1 protein-coding gene is annotated in these 875 nt (G+C 68.2%); it reads left to right on the forward strand.

From position 1 onward, the window contains the following. Positions 1 to 875: WXG100-like domain-containing protein (locus NRB20_RS37810; RefSeq protein ID WP_194290154.1), on the forward strand; the 875-nt coding region annotated here is incomplete at both ends.

Consider the following 875-nt stretch of genomic DNA (forward strand, 5'->3'; position numbering starts at 1 on the left):
CGGTGAGTATCGAATTTCCCGAGGGGCTCAATTGGGTGTCGTATCTGGCGGGTGCGGAGTGGCCTAAGGGGGACGAGGACAAGGTCTTCGCTCTGGGTGATTCGTGGTCGGGGGCGTCGAAGCAGACGACCGGGACGTTGGTTCCCGAGACCGAGGCCGCGGCGGGGGGTATCGGTAAGGCGTATGTGTCGGGTCCGGGGCGGACCGCGATGATGTCGATGTTGGCGACGTTGACCGATTCGGGTGGCACCTCGTTGCAGAGTGTGGCCAAGTCGATGGACGCGGTGGCGGATTCGTGTGATCAGACCGGGTGCGCGATCCAGTCGGAGAAGATCCAGATCATCGTGGGGTTGGCGTGGTTGGCGTACGACCTGTCGACCGCGTGGATGGCGGGTCCGGGCGCGGGCGCGGTGGAGGCCGAGGGGATCGCGGTCACCCAGACGGTGCTGGAGATCGCGGGGCGGGTCGCCCTGGAGATCATCAATGCCGCCGCGATCGGTGCGGCGGTGGAGGCGGTGACCAACGGGCTGACCCAGTTGATCCAGATCGCGCAGCATCACAAGAAGAGCTTCGACTGGAAGGAGTGGGGCGGGTCGGTCGTGATGGGCTTGGGGGGTGGCGCGTTGGGTGGCGCGGCAGCGCGGGCGGCGGGTAAGGCGTTCGACAGGTACGCCGCGGACGCGGTGAGCAGGCGGGTGGGTGGTCGGGGCACGGTGGTGGCTCAGACCGCGGTGGAGGGGTTGGCCGGTGGTGTGGGGGGCATGATCGGTGGGTCGGTCGCGGGGGCGATGGTGACCGGGGAGTTCGTGTTCACTCCGGCGGGTTTGTTGCCGGGTGTGGCCGGGGCGATGACCGGTGGGATCCGGGGGCATCGC

The sequence above is a fragment of the Nocardia macrotermitis genome (assembly GCF_009604405.1).
Lineage (GTDB): Bacteria > Actinomycetota > Actinomycetes > Mycobacteriales > Mycobacteriaceae > Nocardia > Nocardia macrotermitis.